The 22592-nt window shown below is 59.4% G+C and carries 21 protein-coding genes; 19 read left to right on the forward strand and 2 right to left on the reverse strand.

Going from position 1 to position 22592, the window contains the following annotated elements:
- The first annotated feature begins 5 nt into the window (after window positions 1–5).
- Window positions 6–1145, forward strand: a complete 1140-nt coding sequence (locus LG294_RS08360) for an acyl-CoA dehydrogenase family protein (protein ID WP_404291314.1) — start codon at window positions 6–8, stop codon at window positions 1143–1145.
- On the opposite strand, the gene LG294_RS08365 is transcribed toward LG294_RS08360, so the two are convergent.
- Window positions 1134–1376 carry a DUF5703 family protein gene (locus tag LG294_RS08365; RefSeq protein WP_404291316.1) on the reverse strand — a complete coding sequence of 81 codons (243 nt, stop codon included), beginning with the start codon at window positions 1374–1376 and terminating at the stop codon, window positions 1134–1136. The two genes, LG294_RS08360 and LG294_RS08365, sit on opposite strands and share 12 nt — an antisense overlap.
- 44 nt (window positions 1377–1420) lie before the next feature.
- Between LG294_RS08365 and LG294_RS08370 the strand changes: the two genes are divergently transcribed.
- From LG294_RS08370 to mshC, 3 genes are all read left to right on the forward strand, one after another.
- A complete protein-coding gene (locus LG294_RS08370) occupies window positions 1421–1639 on the forward strand; it encodes a hypothetical protein (RefSeq protein ID WP_404291318.1) in 219 nt (72 codons plus the stop codon).
- Window positions 1640–1717: 78 nt separating this feature from the next.
- Window positions 1718–2542 (forward strand): undecaprenyl-diphosphate phosphatase, encoded by an 825-nt coding sequence (locus tag LG294_RS08375; protein ID WP_404291319.1) that lies wholly within the window; start codon window positions 1718–1720, stop codon window positions 2540–2542.
- Window positions 2543–2631: 89 nt separating this feature from the next.
- A complete protein-coding gene (gene mshC / locus LG294_RS08380; RefSeq protein ID WP_404291321.1) occupies window positions 2632–3894 on the forward strand; it encodes a cysteine--1-D-myo-inosityl 2-amino-2-deoxy-alpha-D-glucopyranoside ligase in 1263 nt (420 codons plus the stop codon).
- 73 nt (window positions 3895–3967) lie between these two features.
- On the opposite strand, the gene LG294_RS08385 is transcribed toward mshC, so the two are convergent.
- Complete coding sequence (locus tag LG294_RS08385; protein WP_404291323.1) at window positions 3968–4876, reverse strand: proteasome assembly chaperone family protein; 909 nt, start codon at window positions 4874–4876, stop codon at window positions 3968–3970.
- 83 nt (window positions 4877–4959) lie between these two features.
- Here LG294_RS08385 and LG294_RS08390 point away from each other — a divergent pair, with 83 nt between their 5' ends.
- From LG294_RS08390 to LG294_RS08460, 15 genes are all read left to right on the forward strand, one after another.
- Window positions 4960–5673 (forward strand): HAD family hydrolase, encoded by a 714-nt coding sequence (locus LG294_RS08390; RefSeq protein ID WP_404291325.1) that lies wholly within the window; start codon window positions 4960–4962, stop codon window positions 5671–5673.
- Entirely contained in the window at window positions 5670–6797 is a 1128-nt protein-coding gene (locus LG294_RS08395; protein ID WP_404291327.1) for a site-2 protease family protein, read from the forward strand. Before LG294_RS08390 ends, LG294_RS08395 begins: the two co-directional genes overlap by 4 nt.
- 26 nt (window positions 6798–6823) lie before the next feature.
- On the forward strand, window positions 6824–7876 hold the full coding sequence (locus tag LG294_RS08400; protein ID WP_404291329.1) for a tRNA (adenine-N1)-methyltransferase: 1053 nt from the start codon (window positions 6824–6826) through the stop codon (window positions 7874–7876).
- A gap of 183 nt (window positions 7877–8059) precedes the next feature.
- Window positions 8060–9697 carry a proteasome ATPase gene (gene arc / locus LG294_RS08405; protein WP_404291708.1) on the forward strand — a complete coding sequence of 546 codons (1638 nt, stop codon included), beginning with the start codon at window positions 8060–8062 and terminating at the stop codon, window positions 9695–9697.
- A complete protein-coding gene (dop, locus tag LG294_RS08410; protein WP_404291331.1) occupies window positions 9694–11310 on the forward strand; it encodes a depupylase/deamidase Dop in 1617 nt (538 codons plus the stop codon). Before arc ends, dop begins: the two co-directional genes overlap by 4 nt.
- Window positions 11311–11376: 66 nt before the next feature.
- On the forward strand, window positions 11377–11562 hold the full coding sequence (locus LG294_RS08415; RefSeq protein WP_404291333.1) for a ubiquitin-like protein Pup: 186 nt from the start codon (window positions 11377–11379) through the stop codon (window positions 11560–11562).
- Window positions 11563–11635: 73 nt separating this feature from the next.
- Window positions 11636–13009 carry a Pup--protein ligase gene (gene pafA / locus LG294_RS08420; protein WP_404291334.1) on the forward strand — a complete coding sequence of 458 codons (1374 nt, stop codon included), beginning with the start codon at window positions 11636–11638 and terminating at the stop codon, window positions 13007–13009.
- Between the two features lie 117 nt (window positions 13010–13126).
- Window positions 13127–14059: an FKBP-type peptidyl-prolyl cis-trans isomerase gene (locus LG294_RS08425; RefSeq protein WP_404291336.1), complete on the forward strand. Its 933-nt coding sequence runs from the start codon at window positions 13127–13129 to the stop codon at window positions 14057–14059.
- A 16-nt stretch (window positions 14060–14075) separates the two neighbouring features.
- Entirely contained in the window at window positions 14076–14471 is a 396-nt protein-coding gene (locus LG294_RS08430) for an FKBP-type peptidyl-prolyl cis-trans isomerase (RefSeq protein ID WP_096253963.1), read from the forward strand.
- 103 nt (window positions 14472–14574) lie between these two features.
- Window positions 14575–16578 carry a helix-turn-helix transcriptional regulator gene (locus tag LG294_RS08435; protein ID WP_404291338.1) on the forward strand — a complete coding sequence of 668 codons (2004 nt, stop codon included), beginning with the start codon at window positions 14575–14577 and terminating at the stop codon, window positions 16576–16578.
- A 3-nt stretch (window positions 16579–16581) separates the two neighbouring features.
- Window positions 16582–16941 carry a hypothetical protein gene (locus LG294_RS08440; RefSeq protein WP_404291340.1) on the forward strand — a complete coding sequence of 120 codons (360 nt, stop codon included), beginning with the start codon at window positions 16582–16584 and terminating at the stop codon, window positions 16939–16941.
- A 32-nt stretch (window positions 16942–16973) separates the two neighbouring features.
- A complete protein-coding gene (gene tatA, locus LG294_RS08445; protein ID WP_096284442.1) occupies window positions 16974–17189 on the forward strand; it encodes a Sec-independent protein translocase subunit TatA in 216 nt (71 codons plus the stop codon).
- Window positions 17190–17198: 9 nt separating this feature from the next.
- Window positions 17199–18050: a twin-arginine translocase subunit TatC gene (gene tatC, locus LG294_RS08450; protein ID WP_404291342.1), complete on the forward strand. Its 852-nt coding sequence runs from the start codon at window positions 17199–17201 to the stop codon at window positions 18048–18050.
- Window positions 18051–18108: 58 nt separating this feature from the next.
- Window positions 18109–20892, forward strand: a complete 2784-nt coding sequence (locus LG294_RS08455; protein WP_404291344.1) for a DEAD/DEAH box helicase — start codon at window positions 18109–18111, stop codon at window positions 20890–20892.
- A gap of 35 nt (window positions 20893–20927) precedes the next feature.
- Complete coding sequence (locus tag LG294_RS08460) at window positions 20928–22526, forward strand: amidohydrolase (RefSeq protein ID WP_404291346.1); 1599 nt, start codon at window positions 20928–20930, stop codon at window positions 22524–22526.
- The last annotated feature ends 66 nt before the right edge of the window (window positions 22527–22592 follow it).

A 22592-nucleotide genomic window follows, 5' to 3' on the forward strand; every position in this document is an offset into this window, starting at 1 on the left:
CCAACTTGCCTATTGAACAGATCCTCAGCGCTGAGCTGCTTGAACGATTCCGCGAACGCGCCGGAAGCTATGATGCCGCCAATGCATTTGCCACCGAGGACTTCGAAGAATTAGTGGGCCTTGGTTATCTCAAGGCTTTGGTGCCCGAGTCCCAAGGCGGTTTGGGGTGGACCTTTGAACAGGTGGTGCTCGCCCAACGCCGGCTGGCCAGCGCCGCGCCGGGCACCGCATTGGCCATTAACATGCATCAGGTTTGGGCCGGTGTCGCCTATCTGCTCGCGGCCCGTGGGGACCGGCGCTTGGATATGGTCACCGAGTGGATCGCAGCCGGAGAGGTGATGGCCTTCGGGATTTCCGAACCCGGAAACGACTCGGTGCTCTTCGACTCGAAAACCTCGGCGCAAACCCTGGCCGATGGGTCTGTCAGCTTCACCGGCACGAAGATTTTCACCTCGCTGTCCCCGGCGTTCACCCGGCTTGGCGTGTTTGGCAAGGATGAGGCCAGCGGGGAACTGGTGCACGGCTTCCTCGCCCGCGGTGCCGGGGTCCGCTCGCTGGAGGACTGGAATACCTTGGGCATGCGAGCCAGCCAGTCGCACACCACTAAATTGGAGGGCGCGGTGGCCCCGGCCGGCTGGGTGCACTCGCGGCTTGAGGCGGGGCCGAACGCCGATCCGCTGATCTTCGGGATCTTCGCCTCGTTCCTCACGCTCACCGCGAGCGTGTACGTCGGGATCGCCGAACGCGCAGTGGAGCTTTCACAGGCGGCGTTGAACTCACGCACCCATCAGGACGGCAGCAGCTATACCCAAGATGTCCGCGCCAGGGGAGTGCTGGCCCAAGCTGGAATGCGCATGATCAGCCTCGACGCCCTGCAGCGTACCGTCGCCGGGGATCTGGAAGGCAAGGTGGACCACGGGAAGAGCTGGTTCCCGCGGTTGGTCACGCTACGCACCCTCGCCGGGCAGAGCGCACGGGAAAATGTGGAGGCTGCCGGTCAGCTGCTCGGCGGCGGCGGATATTTCCGGGGCAGCGAATTCGAACGTTTGTACCGCGATGTGCAAGCCAGCTGGTATCACCCATCCAATGCCGCCTCGGCGGAAAATACGGTGGCCAGCTGGCTGGTCGGGCCCTTAGATTCCTGAGCGTTCCATCGTGCTGACCACGCGAATCACCTTTCGGCGCAACCAATATTTGCTGGCGCCACCCTCGTAACGCAGGGTGCGCATCAGCTCCCATTTGCCGTTATCCGAATGCTCGCGCAAGGCTGTGCGTGCCACCTGCTTGGATTCTGCAGGGAACGCGGTGATCACCAAATACTCGTATCGGTCATCATTATCCAAGTGCAGCGGAGCCTTGATTAATTCCTGAAGCATTTCACCCCTATCGAAAGAACGATTTCGGTTGTAGCGTGTGACTCATGAGCACCGAACCGAGATACGCCCTGCAACTGCTGATCTCACGACTCGAGCAGCACCTGACGGTGGTTTCCCAGAGCCGCGGATCTGCCGATGCCGCGGTTGACGCTGCCTTTGGTTCGCTCGCCGAAGCGTTCGAGCTCTATGAGGATGCACTCTACGACCAGTATTCTGAACTACTTCCGTTCACCATACCTACGGATGAGGACGATGACGAGTGAGTACGGCCACGGTTTGAATTTCGTTTCGAAAGCCGTTTAATCACCGAGAATCCCCTCCAAATGACGTAGTGTCAAGGGGTGAATTGGTTTGAAGCAGCTTTCCTCGGGTTAATCCAGGGCCTGACAGAGTTCTTGCCCGTCTCCTCATCGGCCCACCTGCGTATCGTGGGTGAACTCTTGCCCAATGCGCAAGATCCCGGTGCAGCCTTTACCGCAATCACCCAATTGGGTACCGAAACCGCGGTGGTTGTCTTCTTCTGGCGCGATATCGTGAGGATTATCGGTGCCTGGTTCAGGGCGCTCACCGGTAAGATCCCGCATTCGGACCCGGATGCAAAAATGGGCTGGTTGATCATTGTCGGTTCCGTGCCTATCGCCATCTTGGGACTCCTGCTCGAAGACTATATCGACTCGAACTTCCGCTCCCTGTGGATCGTGGCGACCATGCTGGTACTCTTTGGCCTGTTCCTGGCCATCGCCGACCACTACGGCAAGCAGGAACGCACGCTGGATAAGCTCACCGTCAAACACGGCGTGCTCTACGGTCTGGCCCAGGCGATGGCGCTGATCCCCGGTGTTTCGCGCTCCGGCGGCACGATCACCGCCGGCTTGCTCATGGGCTATACCCGTGAATCAGCCGCGCGCTATTCCTTCCTGCTGGCCATTCCAGCGGTGTACGCCTCGGGCCTGTACAAGCTGGCAAAATCCTTCTCCGAGCCAGGGGTCTACAGTCTGGCGCAGACCGGGCTGGCCACCGCGATCGCCTTCATCGTGGGCTTCTTCATCGTTGGCTGGTTCCTGAAGTACGTCTCCACCCACTCTTACCGGTTCTTCGTCTGGTACCGGATCCTCTTGGGCCTAGGATTGTTCGTTTTCCTTAGCCTCGGAATGATCAGCGCCTAAAACTCTTTCCTGACACGGGAATAAAGTTTGCGCTCGTTGACTTGCCCTTAAAGGAAGATCGTCTATACATCTGCGAAAGGATGTACTCAGTGCTCGCGTGGAAGTCTCCGCAAGTGCCACATGTAGTTGGCTCCGCACCTATTTTGGAGGTCTTCAATACCTCCAGCGGAACCAAACAGGCCACCGCACCGGCAGATAAGGCCAACGCCCCGGCAAGCATGTATGTCTGCGGGATCACCCCGTACGACGCCACCCATATGGGACACGCCGCCACCTACGTCACCTTTGATTTGCTGCACCGCACCTGGCTGGATAACGGCCGCAAGGTCACCTACACGCAGAACATCACCGATGTGGATGATCCGCTGCTCGAGCGCGCGAGCGCTACCGGGGTTAACTGGCAGGATCTCGCCGAAGATCAGATTCAGCTATTCCGCGAGGATATGGAAGCGCTGAACGTGATCCCGCCGCAGCACTACATCGGCGCGGTCGAATCCGTCGACTGGCTCGTTCCGGTGGTAGAGCGGCTGCTCGCCGCGGACTTGGCCTACCGGGTTCCGGCAGGAGCTGACGGAGTGGAAGGCGATATCTACTTCGATACCCTTGGCGCGCAGAACGATGCTTGGAAACTTGGACGAGTCTCCAACTATGACCGCGAAACGATGCTCGGCTTCTTCGCCGAACGCGGCGGGGACCCTAAGCGCAGCGGCAAACGCGACGCCTTGGATCCGCTGCTGTGGCGCATGGCCCGCGACGGGGAACCATCCTGGGAGGGCGGCGAGCTGGGCACCGGACGCCCGGGCTGGCATATCGAGTGTTCGGTGATTGCCCGCAGAACTCTTCCGGCGCCGTTCACGGTGCAGGGCGGCGGGTCGGACCTGATTTTCCCGCACCACGAATTCTCCGCGGCGCATGCCGCAGCAGACGACCAGACCGAATTGGCCCAAGCCTACGTGCACACCGGCATGGTGGGCCTGGACGGCGAAAAGATGAGCAAATCCCTGGGCAACCTGGTGCTCGTCTCCAAGCTGCGCGCCGCTGGCGTGGAGCCGGTGGCCATCCGCGCGGTGCTGCTCTCGCAGCACTACCGGACTGACTGGTCCTGGACCGATCAGCTGCTCGCACAAGCCCAGGAACGCGTTATTACCTGGCGCACCCGGATCACCGGCGCGGGCCTGGCCGAAGCCACCGCGCTGCTGACCCGGATCCGCTCACGCATGGCAGATGACCTCAACGCCCCCGCGGCTTTGGAAGCCATCGACCAGTGGGCCGCCGGCGAAGCCGAGGGCAGCGGTGAAGGCAGTGAACTGCTCACCCGCGGAATCGATTCCTTGCTGGGTCTGAAGCTCTAAAAGCAGCGTTTCTCCCCAAAAGCAGGTCCGAAAGTTCGGTACCTGCTTTTGGGGATTTTTTATGCCCGAAGAGCTAGATCTCGAAATCCGGACCGTGCTCTTCGCCGCGCGAGCGCCCCCGGCGGCGCAGATAGCGCTCGAATTCGCGGGCAATGGATTCGCCGCTTGCCTCGGGAAGTTCGCTGGCATCCGAGGCTTGCTCGAGCCGCTGCACGTATTTGGATACATCCGGATCCGCGGCCGAGAGCTCATCCACCCCACGCTTCCAAGCGCTTGCATCCTCGCGCAGCTTCTGCGAGGAAACCTGCATCGGAACCAATTCTTCGATCATCTCCACGATCGCCAGTTCCACCCGCGGGCTGGGCGCTTGGGCGACATAGTGCGAGAGCTGCGCCCACAGCGACATGGTGGGAATCCCGTTTTTTTCAAATTCGGCGCCGAGCACCGAGGGAATTCCGGTGGGCCCCTCGTATCGGGAAGCCGAAACCTTGAAGTACTCCTGCAATTTCGGGTGATCGCTATTGAGCACCGTTGGCACCGGGCGGGTATGCGGCACGTCGGCCAGCAAGGCGCCGAGGGTGAGCACCGCATGGACGTTTTCCGCCCTTGCGCGCTTCACAATCTGCGCGCAGAACCCCTGCCACTTGTAGGTTGGCTCCACTCCGACCACCAGCAGCAGATCCGCCGGGGCGAGCGGAATATCGATCCGGTAGAGGTCGGTGGTCGGCCAGTCGATAATCCGGCCTTCTTCGGTCAACCGCGAGTGCGGCCGGGTGAACTGGTAGTCGTAGTAGTCATCCTTGCCCACGGTGGCCAGATGTTTCGGCTCAGCGTTGTTCAGGATGCGGCGCACCGCATCGCTGGCGGCCGAACCAGCATCATTCCACCCCTCGAAAGCCGAAATTAAGATGGTGGGACGCATCTCATGTTCGGTTTGCGCAACGAAGCCGTTCAGCGTTGGTGCGTGGTATTCCTCGCTCATGACAAACCCCTTTCCAGCCTGCAGACCGCCCCGGCCGACTCGGCGAAGCGGTTTAGCACCACTCTTCCATCTAGAATGGAGTCATGCCAAGCACCAAATCAGCGTTCGATGCAAAAGTTCCATCCCATGGCCCCCAAGCGGTGCTCTGGGATATGGACGGTACCCTCATCGACACCGAACCCTATTGGATTAACGCGGAAATGGAACTCGTTAGATCCCATGGGGGAATCTGGAGCGAGGAGCAGGCGTTCAACCTCGTCGGCCAAGCATTGCCCAACGGGGCAAAAATCCTGCAGGAAGCCGGCGTCGATCTGAGCATCCGTGAGATTATCGAACACCTTTCCGCGGAGGTTGTGGCGGGTTTGACCAATGACATCCCTTGGCGGCCCGGCGCACTGGAGTTGCTGAGCGCTGTGCATCAGGCGGGAATTCCGCAGGCTCTGGTGACCATGAGCGAGCGCAGCATTGTGGACGAGCTGATGATGGCGCTCCCGGAAGGCATCTTCACCGTCAGCGTCACCGGCGAAGAGGTCACCCACGGCAAGCCGGACCCAGAACCCTACCGGCGCGGACTGGCTCTCCTGGGCGAAAAATTGGACCGCGAGTTCAGTGCCGCACGCTGCATCGGCTTTGAGGATTCCAAACCCGGGATCACCTCGGCCTCCGCGGCGGGACTGCACGCGGTGCTGATCCCCAACGCGACGGACCCGGGCGTGGGGAACTGGCGGCGAATCGATTCGCTGGTGGACGTAGATCTTAGAACGATGACCGATTGGTTGGTGCAGGTTAACGCGTGAGCGAAGTTACCGAAAAAGCCCCGGGCTTGAAACTTGGCCGCATCGGCGGGGTGCCGGTGTACCTGTCGAATTCGTGGTTCATTATCACCGCGGTCATCACCGTGGCCATCGGCATACAACTGTCCAATAATGCGCTGATCCCGCCGCTGGTCGCCTATCTGCTGGGTTTCGCCTGCGCTGTGGTGATCGCGCTGGCGGTACTCGTCCACGAAGTGGCCCACGCGCTGACCGCGCGCGCGTTCAAATGGCCTGACGCGCATATTGTGCTGACCTTGATGGGCGGGCACACCCAATTCGGTTCGTTCAAGGCCAAGCCTGGCGCCTCTCTGGCGGTGGCCATGGCCGGGCCGCTGTCGAATTTTGTGCTTGCAGGCCTCGCCTGGCTGGCGTTGCAGCTGCCGGAGCTTGGGTTGTACCCGGGGCTGCTGCTGAACTTCTTCGTCTACGCGAACCTGCTGCTCGGCGCGTTTAATGCCTTGCCAGGCTTGCCGCTGGACGGCGGCCGTCTGGTGGAATCCGCGGTCTGGAAACTGACCGGATCCCAATTCAAGGGAACTATCGCCGCTTCCTGGGCCGGCCGTCTCATCGTCATCGGCGTCTTGATCTGGTTTGTCGTGGTGCCGTTCCTCAAGGGCGAGCGGCCAGAGCTGCTCACCATGGTGGTCGGGGTGATGGTGGCGGTCTTCATGTGGCAGGCCACCACGGCGCTGATCAACCACGCCAAGATGATGCTGAACCTGCCTAAGGTGATCGCCGGGGATTTGATGTCCCCGGCCAGTGCGATGATGTCGGTGGCCACGGTCGCCGACGTGCTGACCCGCAGGCAGAACCGCGGCGGACACATCATCTTGATCGACCCGCAGGGCATGCCCTGCGGCGTGGTCGACGAGCAGGCGTTGAGCCGGGTTGACCCGGCCGGGGCCGGCCAAGTATCCGCGCTTGCGGTATCCCGTGCTCTGGGCCATGGCGCCGTTGTGGCCCAAGACTCCGATGGCCGGCAGCTCATCGATTATTTGGCCAGCGTGAGCAGCGCAGAATACGCGGTCATCGATTCACGCGGCACCGTGGTGGGTTTGCTGCACCAACGCAAGATCATCGCGGCCGTCACCGGCCGCAAAGCCTAAAAAGCTCTACAACAAAGGAAAACTCAGTGAGTGCTCAGAACACCGCAGCGCCGCATGGCGCGAATGCCCGACGCGGCCCCTTCCGCGTCGGTGACCGCGTCCAGCTGACCGACGAGAAGCGCCGGATCAACACCATCACCTTGGAAGACGGTGGAGAATTCCACACCCACCAGGGCGTGCTGGGACATGATGCGATCATCGGCTCTTCGGAGGGCACCGTGATCGAAAACGTCGAAGGCGTGCGCTACCAGGTGCTGCGTCCGCTGGCGAAGGACTTCGTGCTGTCCATGCCGCGCGGCGCGGCCGTGGTTTATCCAAAGGATGCCGCGCAGATCATCCAGTTCGGCGACATCTTCCCCGGTGCCCGTGTGGTGGAGGCAGGGGTGGGCTCTGGCGCGCTATCGATTTCGCTGTTGCGCGCGGTTGGCGACCAAGGCTACCTGCATTCCTACGAGCGCCGCGAGGAATTTGCGGATATCGCCCGCGGCAATATTTCCACGGTCTTCGGCGGCGAGCACCCGGCCTGGCATTTGTCCATCGGAGACTTCCAGGAGAAGGTGCTCGAGGTGGAAGAGCCGGGCAGCGTGGACCGCGTGGTGCTGGATATGCTTTCGCCTTGGGAATGCTTGGATGCGGTAGCAACCGTACTGGCGCCGGGCGGGGTATGGACCAACTATGTGGCCACCGTGACCCAGATGTCCCGTGTGGTCGAAGCGATTCGCGCCTCGGGGCAGTTCACCGAGCCAGAATGCTTCGAAACCATGGTGCGCGGCTGGCATGTCGACGGCCTCGCGGTTCGCCCGGATCACCGCATGGTGGCCCACACAGCGTTCTTGATCACCACCCGCCGTCTGGCCGACGCTCAGGACGGCATCCCTAAGGCCAAGCGCATGAAGGAGCACGGCTACTCGGCCGAGGACCTGAACGCTTGGACCCGGGAGCACGACAAGGAGCAATGGACCGACACTGCGCTGGGTGAACGGGGCATTTCGCCCAAGAAGCTGCGTCGCGCCGCCAAGGACGCAAACCGCCCGAATCGGATCCGCGAAGGCGAAAACGTCTCGGATCCCGAGAACTAACGTTTCAATATGTGAACTAAAGCCCTGGGAAATTCATTCCCGGGGCTTTACGTTCATAGGATGGACTCAGAACGACCCGCGTATCCAGAGCCAGTAGCTGGGCCGCGTGGCGAACGGCGAGGTTTGGGAGAGTACAACGTGAGCGAAAACAACGAGGCGCAACGCGTCGCCGAACGACTTGAGATGACCGAACGCCAGGTCAACGTGCTTCGCGATAAGAACCGCAACCTGGATAAGCAGCTTGCCGGAATCAGCGGAAATAACCAACGCCTCGTGGCGCTGCTGGAGCAGACTCGCGAACAAATCATCAATCTCAAATCCGCGTTGGAAAAAGACGGCGATACCCCGTTCAGCCACGGAACTATCGTAGCCAAACATCCGCGCAAGCACCCCGAAGCGGGACTGGGCATCGAAACTACCGCCGCACAGGCGATGGACGTAATCCACTCCGGACGCAAGATGCGCGTGGCCATCAGCCCGCTGCTAGATTTTGCCAAGCTGCACGTTGGCCAGCAGGTCCTGCTCAATGAGGCGCTGGTCATCGTTGCCGGACTGGGCTATGAGCAGTCTGGAGACCTGGTCACGATCAAGGAAATCCTGGAGAACCACCAGGCGGTTGTGATGGCGCGCGGGGATGACCAGCGGGTGATCGAATTCGCCGAGCCTTTGCGCGGAGAACACCTTCGCGTAGGGGACCAGCTCACCATCGATGCCCGGACCGGCTTGGCCATTAACAGGGTGCAGCTGACCGATATGCAGTCGCTGGTTCTGGAAGAGGTTCCGGATATCGATTACTCCGATATTGGTGGACTGAATTCGCAGATCGAAGCGATCCAGGACTCGGTGGAGCTGCCGTTTGCCCATCCCGAGCTCTACCGCGAACACGGATTGAGCGCACCCAAAGGCATCCTGCTCTATGGTCCTCCGGGCTGCGGCAAGACGTTGATCGCCAAGGCCGTGGCCAATTCGTTGGCCCAGCGCGCCGCGGCTCGCAAAGGCACCGGACAGGCCCGAAGCTACTTCTTGAATATCAAGGGCCCGGAACTGCTCGACAAGTATGTGGGCGAAACTGAACGTCATATCCGGCTGATTTTCGCTCGAGCCAGGGAAAAGGCGCTGCACGGCGATCCGGTAGTGGTGTTCTTCGACGAGATGGAATCCCTGTTCCGCACTCGCGGATCCGGACTGTCCTCGGATGTCGAAACCACTATCGTGCCTCAGCTGCTGGCCGAAATCGACGGGGTTGAACGCCTGGATAACGTGATCGTGATTGGCGCGTCAAACCGCGAAGACATGATCGACCCGGCGATCCTGCGTCCGGGACGCTTGGACGTGAAGATCAAGATCCGCCGACCTGACGCGACCGGTGCAAGCGAGATCTTCGGCAAATACCTGACCACCGAGTTGCCGCTGCACGAGTCCGAGGTGGCAGCCGACGCAGGGGATGCCCAGAGGACCGTGGACCGAATGATCGCCGGCACCGTTGAGGCCATGTACTCCACCGAACCGATCAACGAATTCTTGGAGGTCACCTACGTCAACGGACAAGTGGAGGTGCTCTTCTTCAAGGACTTCTCCTCCGGCGCGGTCATCCACAATGTGGTGGACCGGGCCAAGAAGCACGCGATCAAGGCGCTGATCACCAGCGGCGAACGCGGGTTGAAGATGGAATACCTCTTGCGCGCGGTGCGCGAAGAATTTGCCGAGCACGAGGATATGCCAAATACCACCAACCCCGATGATTGGGCGCGGATCTCCGGACGCAAGGGCGAGCGGATCAGCCACATTCGTTCGCTGGTCAAGGCGAAGGATGCCTCGTGAGCGCCCGGCGCTTAGTCGGCCTTGAGACCGAATACGGGATCATTCGCCCCTCGATGCCGCAGGCCAACTCGACAGTGCTCTCGGCTCAAATTGTCGACGCCTACGCGCAGCTGGTACGCGACTCCGGCTCGGATGCCCGAGCCGCCCGCTGGGACTACACCGATGAATCGCCGCTGGCCGACGCGCGCGGGCACTCGGTGGACCGTGCCCAAGCCCATCCGAGCCAGCTCACAGATTCCGAGCCAACGCTCGAGGACTCCGGGATCTGGACGGCCGAATCGATCGCGCTGGACGGCAATGACGCCCGCGTGGGTGCGACGCTGTACCAGGAGAAGGACACCACCGATGTGGTGATGAACATGGTGCTCGGCAATGGAGCGCGGCTCTACGTGGATCACGCGCACCCCGAATATTCCAGCCCCGAAGTCACCTCGCCGCGCGCCGCGGTGCTCTGGGACCATGCAGGGGACGAGGTGATGCGCCGGGCGGCGGCCACCGCCGCTACGCTGGGCAGCGGCGAATTGTTGCTCTACAAGAACAACACGGACAACAAGTCCGTTTCCTACGGTTCGCACGAAAACTATCTGGTGCCCCGTGACGTGGAATTCTCCAAACTGGTCGGTGGATTGACTGCCTTCTTCGTAACCCGGCAGATCTACTGCGGGTCGGGAAGAGTGGGCCGGGGCATGCTCGGGCGCGGAGCCGAGTTCCAGATCTCCCAGCGCGCGGACTTCTTCGAGGCCGAGGTGGGCCTGGAAACGACCGTCAACCGCCCAATTATCAACACCCGCGACGAACCGCACGCCAACTGGGACAAATACCGTCGGCTCCACGTGATTATCGGGGACGCGAACCTCGGGCAGATTTCCACGCTGTTGCGTGTGGGCACCACCAATTTGGTGCTCGGCCTCATCGAAGCTGGAATGTCGCCGAACCTCGAACTGGCGGATCCGGTCTCTGCCCTGCAGCAGATCAGCCATGACCCCTCGCTGCGCACCACGGTGGCGCTGCGTGGCGGTCGCAGGCTCACCGCAATTCAGATCCAGCGCAGTTACCTGGAGGCCGCAGAAAGCTTCTGCGCCCAGCGGGAACTGGACGATCCGGACACCACCGAGATCCTCGGCCGCTGGCGTGCCATCCTCGACACGCTGGAAAAAGATCCCTTAGAGGCCGCCGCTCAGGTCGATTGGGTGGCGAAGTACAAGCTGATGAAGTCCTACACCGAGCGGCACGGGGTCGGATTCGACGATGTTCGGGTGGCCTTGATGGACCTGCAGTGGGCGGATCTTCGTCTGGACAAGGGCCTGTATTACCGCATGGCATCGCGAGGACTGATGGAGACCATCTTCAGCCAAGAAGAAATTAACGCCGCCGTGGATCATCCTCCGGAAGACACCCGCGCCTACCTGCGCGGCATGACGCTGCAACGCTATGCTCCATACGTGGTGGCGGCAAACTGGGACGCGCTGTCCTTCTCGGTGCCCGGCGCCCGCAAGGTCAGCCGATTCCACATGCCTGAACCTTTAGCCGGAAGCAGAGCCCAAGTGGGGGAACTCTTCGACGCAGATCTAGAGATCGCCGAGTTCATCGACCAGTTGGCACGACGCCGCTAAACGGCGCAGAATGAAAAGCAGAGACGCTCAGCAATGAGGCGTTTTGACAGAACTTAGGAGAACACCATGACTCAGGAAAATTTCTCGGCCCGTCGCGAGACCCAGGCCCAAGGCGTCGAAGCCGAGCAGGTGCAGGTCAATGCGACCGGCACCAGCGCAGGAGTTGATGATCTACTCGATGAAATTGATTCGGTGCTCGAATCGAATGCCGAAGAATTCGTGCGTGGATTCGTTCAAAAGGGTGGCCAGTAACCTACGGGTAAACAGGCAGCAGGCAATCGTTGCCGGGGCTACCGGCAACATCAATGAGGGGAAGTAACTTCTGGTGGATCGCAGAATCTTCGGTCTGGAGACCGAATTCGGGTTGAATTACGTGCCGTCCGACGGTCGGCGCCTCACCCCGGAAGACGCGGCACGACACCTTTTCCGCCCCGTCGTCGCTTGGGGACGTAGTTCTAACGTGTTCCTGAACAACGGCTCGCGGCTCTACCTCGATGTGGGTTCCCACCCGGAATATGCCACCGCAGAATGCGATCAGCTCTTGCAGCTGATCGCCCATGACCGGGCGGGGGAGGCAGTGATGCTCGATCTGGTCGAGCAAGCCGAGGAGCAATTGCTCGAAGAAGGCCATGAGGGCCGGCTGTTCTTGTTCAAAAACAATGTGGACTCGGCCGGCAACTCTTACGGTTGCCACGAAAACTACCTGATTCCACGCAAGATCGAGTTCAAGCGACTGGCCGACATGCTCATTCCCTTCCTGGTCACTCGCCAGCTGCTGTGCGGTGCCGGGCATTTGGTGCAGGTGGAGGGCGAAACCAAATTTGTGTTCTCCCAGCGTGCAGACCACATGTGGGAGGGCGTCTCCTCGGCCACCACCCGCTCGAGGCCGATTATCAATACCCGCGACGAACCGCATGCCGATGCCGAATACCACCGCCGCCTGCATGTCATCGTGGGAGATTCCTCGATGAGCGAAACTACGCAGCTGCTCAAGATCGGAGCCACAGACCTGGTCTTGCGGCTGATTGAATCGGGGGAGATCTATCATGATCTGCGCCTGGAAAATCCGATTCGCTCGATCCGCAACATATCCCACGAATTCACCGGCCAAACTGTGGTGCGTTTAATGTCGGGCGATGAGCCAACGGCATTGCAACTGCAATGGAAGATTTTGGAACTAGTTAAGGCATTTGTGGCCCGCCACGGTGCACATCACGATCAGGTCGAACGAGTTCTCGAATTGTGGGAACAGGTGCTCGTCGCTGTAGAAAGCCAGAACTTCTCCCTGATCGACCAGGACATCGACTGGGCGATCAAGCACAAGCTGATCACCGGATATGCGGCAAAAAACGATCTGGGGCTAGATTCGCATCGAGTCGCGCAACTAAACTTGACCTATCACGACATCGACCCTAGACGTGGAATCTTCCACCTGTTGCGCCGCCGCGGGCTGGCCAGCTCGGTGCTCGACCCGGCACAAATCCTGGATGCGGTGGAGAACCCGCCGGCCACCACCCGTGCGGCGGTACGCAGCAAATTCATTCGTGCCGCACGTGCCACCGGCCGGCGTTACTCAACCGACTGGGTTCATATGAAATATGAGGAAGGCGAGGGCGGGGTGGTCTTGTGCAAAGATCCTTTTGCCACCACAAATTCAGCGGTTGATGAGCTCATCGAAGTGATGCGGCGCCCCGTATGACCAGCTGAAAACAAGAAATTTCACAGTAAATGGCCCTAAGCTGGATGCAGATCGTCGTGCCCTTGCCTCGGCAAGGTGCGTAAGCAGAGTAAATAATTCTTATCGGAAAGAAGATTCGTGCGAAAAGTTTTGGCAGTATGTGCAACCGCGTCCGTCCTGGCCCTAGTATCCTGCGGTTCGGGCTCTAGCTCCCTGAGCAAGGTCGAAGTGAAGCCGGCCGCCGACGAGCAGACCGCCCCCGAGGTGAACTTCAAGGCCCCGCTGCTCACCGATAAAGAAGAGGCGGTCACCGTCGTTGAGGGTGATGGCGCCGACATCAAAGAGGGCGACACCATTGACATCCAATCGGGTCTCTACAAGACCATTGATGGGCAGCTGACCAACGAAAACTTCACCGGTGCGACCACTCAGATGCCGGTCGATGCCGCGCTTAAAGAGCAAATGCCGGAACTCTATGAAACTCTGCTGACTTCGCAGGTCGGCGACTGGATCGCTTACGCGGCCATCGATGGCGTGCAGCAGCCGGACGGCAGCGTCGCCGAGCCTGCCGAGGGCGCTCGCGCCGAGCGTCTGATCGTCATCAAGATCGCCGAGTCTGAGGCAGCTACCCAGCCGTTGACCCAGGACGAAGTCAAGAAGCTCAAGGACGAAGGCAAGCTGCCTACCGTCAAGACCGGCAAGGGCGATCCGGCGATCACCATTCCTAAGGACACCGAAGCCCCAGCAGGTCTAGCGGTGGATGTTCTTGAAGAAGGCACCGGCCCGGCAACCACCGACACTTCCAGCGCCAGCGTCCACTACCACGGTGTGCGTTGGGAAGATGGCAAGAAGTTTGACGGCAACTTCGGCTCCGATGCGGGCTTTGAGATGCAGATGTCCGGCGGCGTCATCAAGGGTTGGCTGGAAGGCCTTAAAGGACTGAAGGAAGGCAGCAAGGTCTTGCTGAGTATTCCTGCGGACATGGCCTATGGAAAGAACCCGCAGCCGGGTCAGCCAGAAGGACCACTGGTGTTCTACGTAGAATTAGACAAGGTAACCGAAAGTAAATAATAGAAAGGCCGTAAACATGTCCTTTGGAGAACGTAATTACGAGCGCACCAAGCCTGAAATCGACTTTCCAGGCACCGATGCACCTACCGAACTGGTTATCAATGACCTGATCGAGGGCGACGGCGCCGAGGTCACCCCGGGCACCACCGTTCAGGCGCACTACGTAGGTGTTTCTTGGTCCACTGGCGAAGAGTTCGACTCTTCGTGGGGCCGCGGTTCGACCCTCGACTTCCCGGTGGGCGTCGGCATGGTTATCCAGGGTTGGGATCAGGGCCTTTTGGGCATGAAGGTCGGCGGCCGCCGCCGTCTGGAGATCCCTTCGGAGTTGGCCTACGGCGAACGCGGCGCTCCAGGTGCAATCGCACCGAACGAAGCCTTGATCTTCGTCGTTGACCTGATGGGCACCAAGTAAGCCACTGAAGTTAGCCCCAAGAGTTGCGTTCTTTTCGCAATTCTTGGGGCTTTCTCTGTCTTCAAAGTCTTAGATCAGCACGGAAGTTCGTTAGGGTAGGCACGTGAGCACAAAGCAGAGTGACGGACCCAGCAAGGCGGAACGCCTGACAAGTCTCATCTATGCGTTGGCAACTACCGAACGAAAGTTCAACGCCGAACGCATCGGAGACTACCTGAACCCCGATGGCAACCCGGAGGCTCGTGAAAAGGCCATCGAACGGTTGAAGGACGATATCCGCAACGAGTTCGGTCTGCGGCTGATATCCGAAAGCGTCGACGGGACGGCGTACTACAGAATCGATACCAGCGACTGGTTCTTGCCCGCTATCGACTTCACCGTTGCTGAAACCGGGATGATCGCCCTCGCGGCGAGCCTTTGGAAAGACTCGAAGCTCCAGGCTCTAGCCCTCAGCGCCGCGGCGCGCATTACCGGAAACCAAAGCACGGAATTGAGCATCGCGCCCTATGCTGGGGCGATGCTTCCGCGGCTGTCCATGGACGACCCGAATTTCAAGACATGCGCATTGGCGGTTTTCAATAAGAAAACGCTGAAGTTCGATTATCAGGACGCCCAGGAAAACACCACGAAACGCGTCGTGGACATGTGGGGGATCGGTCAGCGATTCGGAAACTGGTACTTCACCGGCTGGGATCACTCCCGCGGCGCAGAGCGGGTTTTTAGGCTTAACAGGGTGCAGGGAAACTTTGCCACCCAAGTACGCCGTGATGGCGCCTCCAGCAACAGTTACAGGGCACGTCCGCAAGACTTTTCGATGACCCAGGTGCTTCAGGATTTTGACTTGCGCAACCCCGGACATCTTGCGGTGGTCGAAGTGCTTGATGAGCAGGCCACCCCGTTGCGTGCCCGTGCGATCAACGGCACGCGCAGCTCCTCGAAGCTGAACATCGGCTACGCAGACCGGCATTCATTCGCAGCTGAGCTAGCAAGCTATGGGGCCTCAATCAGGGTACTGGAACCAGCTGCGCTAGTTTCCCAGGTGGCAGATATTCTCCGCCAAGCTCGAGATGCGCAAGCCGAGATTCCTCTGCGCGAGTCCGTGAAGAACGCAAAGTTCAAGCCGCACCGCGCTATGGGCCGAAGCTCGACCGCCCAGCAGGTGATGCGAAATATCGACATGATCCAGTTCGTGGTCTCCCAGGGGTCGGCAACCATTGGCGAGTTGAGCGAACGCTATTCGTTAACGCAGTCGAAGGTTCGCGATGAGCTGGCAATGATCATGATGTGCGGCGTGCCAAATGGCCAGCATGATGAACTGATCAACGTTAACGATGGCGATCTGGATTCGGATGTAGTCACCATCTCCAACGCGGCCCTTCTCGCAGAACCGCAGAAGCTTGCCCCGCTGGAGGCGGTGGCGGTTCTGGGCGGTTTGAACGCGCTAGTCAGCATCCCCGAATTTGAGCACCGAGAAGTGCTACTAACCGCCTTAGAGAAGATTAATGCCGCGGTGGCACGCTTCGAGGGCTGGAATGGCGCGCTGGGCTTCGCCTTGAATCAGGTCCGCGAACACGACACTCCTGCGCAGCTGATCAAGGCGCTGCGCAACTCCGAAGTCGTGGAAATTGATTACTATTCGGCGAATTCGCAAACCCATCAGTTGCGCGTCATCGAGCCGTTGCGGATCATTGAGGACGGTCCCGTCCAATACCTGCGTGCCTGGTGTCGAACCCGCCAGGCAATCCTCACCTTCCGGATTGATCGTGTCCTCGAAGCCACCCTCACGGGGGAGCACTTTGAACTCACCGAGCGTCATCAAGACGTTGAGAAGCTAGATTTTAGTTACTCGGCAAACAGCGATGATCTAGAAGTTGAATTTTTCGTGCATCAAGACGTTCTGCCGGTGATTGAAGCCTTCAACCCGATAGCATGGTCTCAATCCAAGGTTGACTCAGGTCATCTTGCGAAAGTGCAGCTTTCTCATCATCTCGTTGCCGCCCCCTGGGTGGCTCGTAACGGCGGTAAGATTGTTGTAGTCGCCCCTGATGCCACTCGCGAACGCGTGACCAAGTGGTTGGACGACGCTATCAGAATGTATGAGGATTGATAGATGCTTCCTTGGTGGTTTTGGGTTCTCTTGTGGACCGTTCTAGTCCTTGCAGCGCTGCTCCTGGCGGTGCTTGCAGGGTTCCGTTTATTCCGTCGCGGCATGGCCGTGCTCGGCAGCGCTTCGGACGCAGCTGACCACATTAGCGGAGAATTTGCCAAACCCGGCACCGTAGTTAACTACGAGCCGGTGGGTCGGCGATACCCTCACGGGACCGAAGCAACTCATGGCGATCCTGAGAAAATCGCCAAGAAAAGGCTCAAAGGCAAAGCCGAACGAATTGAGGCGCGACGTGTCAAACGCGTGGCTCGTCGCAGTGATCGAGGACAGGCGCAAAACATGCGCGATGTGAAACTGTTCTGACGTAGACTTAAGTTTGAGAGAAGGGAACCAACATGTTTGGTGGTTTACAGGGATGGCATTTGGTCATCATTATCGTTTTGGCATTGCTGCTTTTCGGTGCGCCAAAGCTTCCAGGATTGGCACGCTCGATGGGTCAGTCATTGCGTATTTTCAAGTCTGAGGTTCGTCAGATGAAAGACGATGACAAGCCGGAAACCGTTGACGGGACCGTGAACGAACCGAATCCCGACGAAAAGAACAACTCGTAGACCTTTTCAGTGGTAAATAGCAAAGATAAGGCGCCGCGCAGCAATAAGAAGGCGCGAGCCAAAGACGCCGAGGGGCGGATGTCCCTCAAAGACCATCTGATCGAAGCGCGAAATCGACTTTTCAAGTCGCTAATCGCGCTTGCGATCGGTACCGTGGCAGGGTTCTTCCTTTACGACGAACTCCTCGCGCTTCTCATTGAACCGGTGAAAGCGGCCGGAGGATCGGTCGTTTTCACAGCCGTCATGTCGCCATTCGACATTCTGCTGAAGGTCGCGATCTTCGTTGGGATAGTCGTTGCCTCCCCGGTCTGGATCTATCAGATCTGGGCTTTTATAGTGCCCGGATTGAAAAAGAAAGAACGCCGTCTCGGCTATTCTTTCGCCGCGGCGGCCGTACCGTTGTTCCTCGGTGGCGTGGCAATGGCGTATTTCGTCTTGCCTTTTGCACTGGAATTCTTTATTGGTCTTTCACCAGAAAATTCCGACAATCTGCTCAACATCTCCGAGTACCTGCCATTTATATTCCGGCTGTTGTTCGCCTTCGGCCTGGCAATGCTGGTACCGGTATTGATGGTTGGCTTGAACATGGTCGGAGTGCTGCATTCGAAGGTCATTCTCAAGAACTGGCGTATTACCGTCTTCCTGATTGCCCTCGTTGCAGCCATGGCGGCACCAGGCGGAGACGCGATCACCATGTTTGCGCTAGCCGGACCGCTCTTCCTAACTTTCGCCGCGGCGACGCTGTTCTGCTTCTTCAACGATAAGAAGCGGGCCAAGAAGCAGGCGGCACAAGATGCAGCAAATGAAAATATGGCGGACGGGACCGCCTCATCGATCGATGAACCAAGTCCCGAGGTCTAGCACCAATAGGTAAGTGTTTCGGAACGGGGATCCCGTTCCAGAAAGTGAACGGCCGATAGTGACTTCACCCGCGGAGCGATACGCGAATTCCAAGGAACGACAGGTCGAAAGCGGCACCTATTTGCCTGACTTCCGCGCCAGCGTGTCCTTCAACCTCGACGAATTCCAATCACAGGCTTGCCATTCGGTGGCCAAAGGGCATAGCGTCCTGGTCGCAGCGCCCACCGGTGCAGGCAAGACCGTAGTCGGCGAATTCGCCATCTATCAGGCGATTCACGAAAACCGCAAGGCTTTCTACACCACCCCAATCAAGGCGTTGAGCAACCAGAAGTATTCCGAACTGGTCAAACGTTACGGGGCGGAGAAGGTCGGGCTGCTCACCGGCGACACCTCGATCAACAGCGAAGCTCAAGTGGTAGTGATGACCACCGAAGTGCTTCGCAATATGCTCTATGCCGACTCCCGCACCCTGGATGGGTTGGGCTACGTGATCATGGATGAGGTCCACTACCTAGCCGATAAGTTCCGCGGAGCGGTGTGGGAAGAAGTCATCATCCACCTGCCTTCAAATGTGCAGACAATTTCCTTGTCGGCCACCGTTTCCAACGCCGAGGAATTCGGTGGTTGGTTGGACACCGTGCGCGGGCAGACAGACATTATCGTCTCCGAGCACCGACCCGTCCCACTCTTTCAGCACGTGATGGTTGGCCCTGAGCTTGTGGATCTCTTCGCCGAAGACGTCGCGTTCGACCGGGCAGCCGACGAAGATGCCAAGATCAGCGTCAATCCCGAATTGCGCAAGCTGGTGCGCAGCAACCGTCCGGTTGGGCGCCCTCAGCGTGGTGGACGTGGACCGCAACGTGGCCGTGCCCAAGCACCAGGGCAAAGCCGTCGAGTTAGTCGCCGTGACGTGATCTCGCGTCTTGAAAAGGCAGAAATGCTGCCGGCGATCTTCTTCATTTTCTCCCGCAAGGGCTGCGACATGGCCCTGCAGCAGTGCGTCTCGGCAGACCTGCGGTTGACTACGAATGAGGAAGCCGCACAGATCGTAGAGGTTTTGGACGAAGTCGCCTACAGAATTCCAGGTGAAGACCTCGACGTACTCGAATTCTGGTCCTGGCGCGACGGGTTGCTGCGCGGCATCGCCTCGCACCATGCCGGACTTCTGCCCATCTTCAAAGAAATTGTGGAAGATCTTTTCGCCCGAAACTTGATCAAGGTGGTCTTCGCGACCGAAACTCTGGCCTTGGGCGTCAACATGCCTGCACGCTCGGTGGTGCTGGAAAAGCTGGTCAAGTTCAACGGCGAGTCTCATGTGCAGATCTCCTCAGGGGAATACACCCAGTTGACCGGTCGTGCAGGACGCCGCGGGATTGATGTCGAAGGCCACTCGATCGTGCTGTGGAACCCGGATATCGAACCTGAAGCCTTGGCCGGATTGGCTTCTCGCCGCACGTACCCGCTGAACTCATCCTTCCGCCCGACCTACAACATGTCTACCAACTTGTTGGCGCAGTTCGGACGCGAACAGACCCGCCAGATCTTGGAATCGTCTTTTGCGCAATATCAGGCGGACCGTTCGGTAGTTGGCATGGCGCGCCAGGTGCGTTCACGTGAAGAGTCGTTGGCGGGATATGAGAAGTCCATGGAATGCCATCTGGGTGACTTCCGCGAATATTTGAAACTTCAACGCGACCTTTCCGAGATCGAGAAACGCGCGGCCAAAAACCGCAAAACCCTGCGCCGTTCGGCCGCCGAAAGTTCCTTGCAGGCGGTGATCCGCGGTGATGTCGTGGATCTGCCGGGTGGACGACGTTTCGGACGCGCGGTCATCGTCGCTCTGGACGAGTCGCTCTACAACCCGCGGCACACGGTCCTTACCGAAGAAGGCCAACTGCGTCGACTCTCCGTCGAGGACCTCAACGGCCCGATAGAGATCCTGTCTCGAATTCGGATCCCCAAGGGCTACACCGGGAAAAGCCCTAAGGAACGACGGGACCTGGCCACGTCCCTGCGCGACGCGATTTCCGCAGAGCGCCCGCCGCGCCAGGACGCCCAGAGCTTCAACTTCGAAGGATCCGACTCCTTCGAACGGGAGGGCGACAAGCTGCGCCTAGCCCTGAAGGATCATCCATGCCATGCCTGTTCGGACCGGGATGCGCATATGCGCTGGGCCGACAGGTACTGGAAACTGAAGAAAGATACGGACAAGGCGCGTCGCGCGATCCGCGGACGCACGAATACGATAGCTACCGAATTTGACAAGGTCTGCAAGGTACTCGAGCAGTTCGACTATCTGATTCCCAGCAATGACGGTGAAGACTACGAAATTACCGAATCGGGCCGTCGGCTGCGTCGCATCTATGGCGAGCGTGACCTGTTGACCAGCCAAGTTCTGGAAACCGGCAAGCTCAACGGGCTGCACCCCGAAGAGTTATGCGCGGTGGTTGCGGCGCTGGTCTACCAGGGACGGCGCGACTCTGATCGGCCCGACCCTAAGATGCCCACCGACCGGGTTGGCGATATCTGGACTCAGACGATCAATATCTGGGGCCAACTTTCCGATGCCGAAGAAGCTTTGGGGTTGAATCCAACCGCGCCGCCGGAGGCTGGCCTGATCTGGCCCATGTACAAGTGGTCGCGAGGTGCTTCGCTCAATAGCGCCCTGCGCGGGGGAGATATGGCGCCGGGAGACTTTGTGCGCTGGGCCAAGCAGGTAATCGACACCTTGGATCAGTTCGGCAAGAACACCGACCTGCCGGTGGATCTGGTGAAGTCCGCGCGTCAGGCAGTTGACATGGTTAAGCGTGGCGTCATCGCCTATTCGAACGTCCTTGATTAATCGCATCCGGTTTTGAGAGCAAAGGAAAATAACTCGTGGCACTAACTCTGTACCGCAATGGATCCATCTATTCCGCAGCCGATCCTTTCGCAACTGCCCTGGTCATCGACGGGGATACCGTCGCTTGGCTTGGCGGTGAAGAGGCCGCCGAACGCTACGCGGCCAAGGCTGATCGGGTGATAGATCTCGAAGGCGCGCTGGTGACGCCGGCTTTTGTGGAGTCCCACACCCATTTGGCGGCCCTCGGTCGAAGCCTTGGGGGAGCAGACCTGACCGGCGCCACCTCGGCCACAGAACTTCTGAGACTGCTGGCGCAGCGTGCCAAAAGCGCTGAAAATGTAGTAGTCGGCCAGGGCTGGGATGAAACGGCCTGGTCCGATCCGGCGCTTCCGAATGAAACCGACCTGACATCGGCCTCCGACGGTCGGCCCTACTACCTGTCTAGGCGCGACGTGCATAGCGCACTGGTGAACCGGGAACTGCTCGACCAGCTAGGACTGGGCTCCATCACTGCCGGTGTCGTACGCGGAACCGAGCACGACGAGGTACGCCGGGCGCTGCTGACCCAAGGACCAGCGGTTGAACAATTCCAGCTGCTGGCCCTGGAATATTACGCCTCACGTGGTTTTGCGACGGTCGTGGAGATGGCTGCCCCGCAGCTGGAGGGCCGTGCGGCCCTGGACCAGCTGCTGGCTACCGACCTCACGCAATTGCCGCAGGTGTACGCCTACTGGGGCGAGCTGGTTGATAGTGCTCAGCAGGCCGATGAATTGATGCGTTCATTCCCGCAAGGCCGCGTGCTTGGCCTCGGCGGAGACTTGAGCGTGGATGGTTCCCTGGGCAGCCGTTCTGCCTTCTTGCGTGAGGACTACAGCGATCAGCCCGGTCACCGCGGCGAGGCGTATTTGAGCGTTGAGCAGATCGCCGCCCACCTCGTCGCCTGCTCGGAGCAGGGGATCCAGGCGGCTTTCCACGTAATTGGAGATGCGGCGCTGGATCTGGTGCTTGATGGTTTTGATGCGGCGGCCGAACGAATCGGTATCGCAAAATTGCAGTCTGCCCGGCACCGCTTGGAACACGTTGAAATGGTGGATGAGCAATCGCGTGCTCGGCTCCTTTCCTACTCGATCACCGTCTCCATGCAACCGGGATTCGATGCACTCTGGGGAGGCTCCAACGGCATGTATGAACAGCGCCTGGGTGAGCGCTCGGCATCAATGAATAATCTTTCTGCCATGCTGTCCAGCGGCGTTCCGCTGGTGCTTGGCTCGGACGCGCCGGTCACCGAGGTCGACGGCTGGGCAGTGGTGCGCGCCGCCATGTCCATGAGCAACCAGGAAGCGCGTATTTCAGCTCGTGCAGGGTTTATGGGCCAAACCCGCTCGACCTACCGGGCCATGGGGGAGATGAATCCGTTTGCTGGGCAGTTGATCATCGGGGCTCCAGCCACTTTCGCCGTATGGAGCGCGTCCGAATTAGCAATTCAGACCCCAGACGAGCGGATCAGTTCTTGGAGTACCGATGCGCGTGCGGGAACGCCGATGCTTCCGGTTGTTGATGAAGAAATTCCCATGTGCTTGCGAACCGTACGAAGCGGTATAACGCTGTTCGACCGGCTGGATTCGCGGAATTAGCCCGCAGCATAATCCACTCCGCCGCAAGTTCTCCAATATCATAAATCTGCCCTTTGATAAGTATCG

This window comes from Glutamicibacter arilaitensis (assembly GCF_044793945.1).
Classification (GTDB): domain Bacteria; phylum Actinomycetota; class Actinomycetes; order Actinomycetales; family Micrococcaceae; genus Glutamicibacter; species Glutamicibacter arilaitensis_B.